The sequence below is a fragment of the Parashewanella hymeniacidonis genome (genome assembly GCF_016900895.1).
Classification (GTDB): Bacteria; Pseudomonadota; Gammaproteobacteria; order Enterobacterales; family Shewanellaceae; genus Parashewanella; species Parashewanella hymeniacidonis.
Genome location: NZ_JAFEUN010000201.1, coordinates 1 through 3,725, shown reverse-complemented (window position 1 = coordinate 3,725; position 3,725 = coordinate 1). Strand labels below are relative to the sequence as shown.

Annotated in this window: 4 protein-coding genes; all 4 read left to right on the top strand. The window is 37.6% G+C overall.

Going from position 1 to position 3,725, the window contains the following annotated elements; all coding sequences use genetic code 11:
* Window positions 1–174 precede the first annotated feature (174 nt).
* The 4 genes from JQC92_RS21425 (at window position 175) to JQC92_RS21410 (ending at window position 3,446) form a co-directional block, all read left to right on the top strand.
* Window positions 175–624: a group II intron maturase-specific domain-containing protein gene (locus JQC92_RS21425; protein ID WP_239480674.1), complete on the top strand. Its 450-nt coding sequence runs from the start codon at window positions 175–177 to the stop codon at window positions 622–624.
* A gap of 373 nt (window positions 625–997) precedes the next feature.
* The gene (locus JQC92_RS21420; RefSeq protein ID WP_205001564.1) at window positions 998–1,474 is read left to right on the top strand and encodes a CesT family type III secretion system chaperone; all 477 of its coding nucleotides are present in this window, start codon (window positions 998–1,000) and stop codon (window positions 1,472–1,474) included.
* Between the two features lie 2 nt (window positions 1,475–1,476).
* A complete protein-coding gene (locus JQC92_RS21415) occupies window positions 1,477–2,796 on the top strand; it encodes a hypothetical protein (RefSeq protein WP_205001563.1) in 1,320 nt (439 codons plus the stop codon).
* A gap of 308 nt (window positions 2,797–3,104) precedes the next feature.
* Entirely contained in the window at window positions 3,105–3,446 is a 342-nt protein-coding gene (locus tag JQC92_RS21410; protein ID WP_205001562.1) for a hypothetical protein, read from the top strand.
* The last annotated feature ends 279 nt before the right edge of the window (window positions 3,447–3,725 follow it).

Genomic DNA, 3,725 nt, shown 5'->3' with positions numbered 1-3,725 from the left:
TAGCAGGCTGGGAAACGATTTGGGAAGGTTGGGATACCCTTCAATCTTATGTCGTTGGATATAGGATGGCGAAAGAAATGCTAGCTGACGGAGAAATGCTCTGAGATCTGATCAAGAGACAGGTACAAAGGCAAACTGCTTATTAAACCAAGTAAGAGCAATACACTGTTATTTTTGCGAAATCTACGTCAACTGATAAGAAAGCATGCAACTGTCTCAGTTAATGATTTAATCAAGTTGTTAAATCCAAAGCTGAGAGGATGGGCTAATTATTACCATCATTGCGTTGCAAAGAAAGTCTTCGGATATGTAGGACATCAATTATTTCTAGCGTTGTGGCGATGGGCTGTTAGAAAACACATCACAAAAGGGAAACAGTGGGTGGCAAGAAAATATTTTCTGGATAGAAATGGCTACTGGCTATTTCATGGACGTCAGAAAATAGCGGGCATGGACTGTGCGTTTAATCTTGTTGAAATAGCCAAAACACCAATTGAACGGCATGTGAAAATCAGAGGTGCTGCAACGCCTTACGATCCTGAGCATACGGCTTATTTACAAAGGCGTAAGCTTAATAGGCAAAGCAGAAACTCTTGGTTTGAACCTGTCATGCCTGCGTTGTGATGTTGCTGGGTAACATAATATGCCTTAGTGGAGGCTTGAGCCGTATGCAGTGAAAGTTGCACGTACGGTTCTTAGGAGAACGGCATCTGGTAACAGGTGTCGTTTATCCGACAATTTCGTGTTTCAAAACACAAAAATTAGATATAATTTAGCATTAGATAATCTAAGTCTATATTAGCTAACCAAGTATTGAACTAAACCCACTACGCACAATAAAGTATTAGTGATTGCACACGGTCTCTAAATATAAATTAATTGGTATTTTGACGACTTAGTTGACACACTAATTAATATCTGAATATTTATGTTAAGGCTCAAGTTTTTATTTCAGTTACTACTCTTTTGGTTTTTATTAAAAGGTGTATCTATCAAGGTGAAATCTAATCAAGGCAATATTTATGATGCTATAAACCTTTGGTTTGAACAATTAGGCCTGCAATTGGGGCTACAGTTAAAGCTTGAGGAAAATGGTCACATCCAATTGAACTGTGGCGGTTTCAGTGTCACGGTTGAAGTGAGCGATCTTGCTGGGGCAATATTTTTTTATTCTAAAATCATTGAATTACCCAAAGAGCAGCAAGCAAGAGAAGCTGCTTATGTTAATACTCTAGAAGCCAATGCGTTTGGTATATTAACCAATGGTGCTCACCTTGCATTGAGTGAAGCTAAAGATGCAATCACGTTAACTTTTGCTTTATCGATAGAAGCAATTGATGGCTCCACGTTTCTTTCCTGTTTATCTGAATTTATTAATACAGTCAAAGGACTAAAAGATAAAAATATCCTAGTTCAAGATAAGTTTTTAAATCCCACTCAGCATTGTCTACACCAGTTGAACCTTGGCCGTTAACTATGTATTTTCAGAATGTATTACCACACAAAACTACAGCTAAAGAAGCGGCAGGTAATACACCTTTAATTCAACCTGACTTAAATGTGCCAGAAGTTAACCAAGACAGTCTAAGAAATATAAAAGCGCAAGAAAGGGCTACAAATACACATTGTGGGCATCATTATGCACCTTTCGGTAGCGTTGCTTTTGGTTCATTAAGCCGAGCGTTAGCCTATAATCCATTGAAATGTCTTGGTCAGCACCTAACTCATACATGTTGGTATCAGCAAAATAGGACATTCAAATTAATTTGCTTGCCTGCATCTATTGTTGGATTCATTGCGAATGGCTTGGGAAATACAATTAATGGTTCAATAAAGTTAACGCTGGGATTATGTGCGATAGGGTACTCAGTTGCCGCAAAAAAAATTCAAATGTATAAGGGAGACACTCCGGAGCAACGTATGGTTCAGCAACCACTATCAAAAGACGTTGCGAAGGTATATCAAAAAGATTCAGAACTTCTCTTAGAAGAATTATATTTGCATGTCGGAGCAATTGAAAAACCCAAGCTTCCTGATGGGTATGAGTTTGCAACAATAGAAGATATTCCAAGAAAATGGCAGCATGCTTATAACCCTGATAGTGGTTTTTTACAGCCAGACTTATACACGGCTAATCATTTGCTTGTTTTAAAAGATACTGTTGAAAACAAGATAAAGCTTTTTTTCGGTGGAATCCATGGCCCATCAGGAATGGGTTCGGCGGTAACGGCTTCGGTTTTTACTGATGAACATATTTTAACAGGTAATGACATTGTAAAATGCTTCGCTGACTTGCATGATAAGGAACATATAAAGCTTGCAGGGCACTCTCTTGGCGGGCAAATTGTTGAATATGCTGGTGCAATGCAACAAATTGATACTGTTGCTTTTAATTCGGCTGGCTTGTCCCCCCTCTCTCGGATGGAAATAGGTCAAAAGCGAATAAGGACAGCAAATATAACGAATATAAACACATGTCATGATTACCTCTCTCAGGGCATTTTAAGAGAAAAAGGCGTCGATTTAAGCACTAAATATACTCGTGCTCATATTCCAGTCCCGAGAGTGCAGATTGGGACGCTACAGTACAAAATGAATGCTATTTATGGTTATACACATGAACTAACCTATGACGAAATAGGAGATACAACCCAAGAGGAAGCAACTGGCTCTGCGGATGGAAAGGAGATAAATAATACCATGTTCGCTCACATGCTAGAATGTGTCGTTGATAGCATATCTGAAATAGCAGAAGAGCGATGTAATTTATTGTCTAAGCATCAGCTCGAAGACTAGAGCTAAAAATTTAACCTGAATACCTAGAAATTGAGTTCTGGGGTGTGTAATTGCTATAAGCCCAAATCTCAGATTTCCCCCTCAACTATATGGATAGCAGTAGCCAGTTGAAATCTAAACAATTTAGATACAACTAACTCATTTTTGGACAGGAATAATTTTCAAATAACGCAGTCAAATTAGGCATCTCAGGAGGGATTTATTAGGTGGAAGCTGGATATAAATCTATTATTAATTATTCCTAATCTAATTCTTGTGTGAACTATGTTATGTTAAGTTTTATGGTGTTACATCGTTAAGGTTTTTATATGCAAGCAATGAATTCTACTACGCTTCAAGCTAGTCCCTATAAAGATACGAAAAAACCAGATTCTGAAAACGAAATAATAAGTTTTGTAAATTTTTTAGCTATAGAATTTAAGGTAAGTGTTACAAGAGACACGACTGTATCAGAAGCTGTGTCAGGTTTTTTAAAAGATTTTAACGAAGATTCTGAAGTAGAAATAACTTCCGAAAATGTAATGCTTGCACTTGAAGGTAAATGGACAGAATCCACATCTTTATCAGATGAAAAGGTACTGAATATAGCCCCTAAACATCATCCAGCTTACACCCAGGAAAAAGGGTTTTATTTTCTTATCACTAGTTGATATTAAGATTGCTCAATTACATGAACAGCCGCTAAAGCGGCTCTTGCATTAGCACTCTTCTGGACAATACTTCGGAATTGCCCAAAGCCAGCAAGTGCTATTGTGCACTAATAGCTTTGTTAAGTTCAAAAATTACGACTTTATGAGCAGAGTAAGTAGTCGGTTCTGAAAAAATCCATTTCAAGAGTTAAAATGTACGGCATCTGATTTACGCAAAATTCAGAGCCGTACCCCAAAAGCAAGATTTCTTAGATTTTGCATCAATTTCACTACAAAACA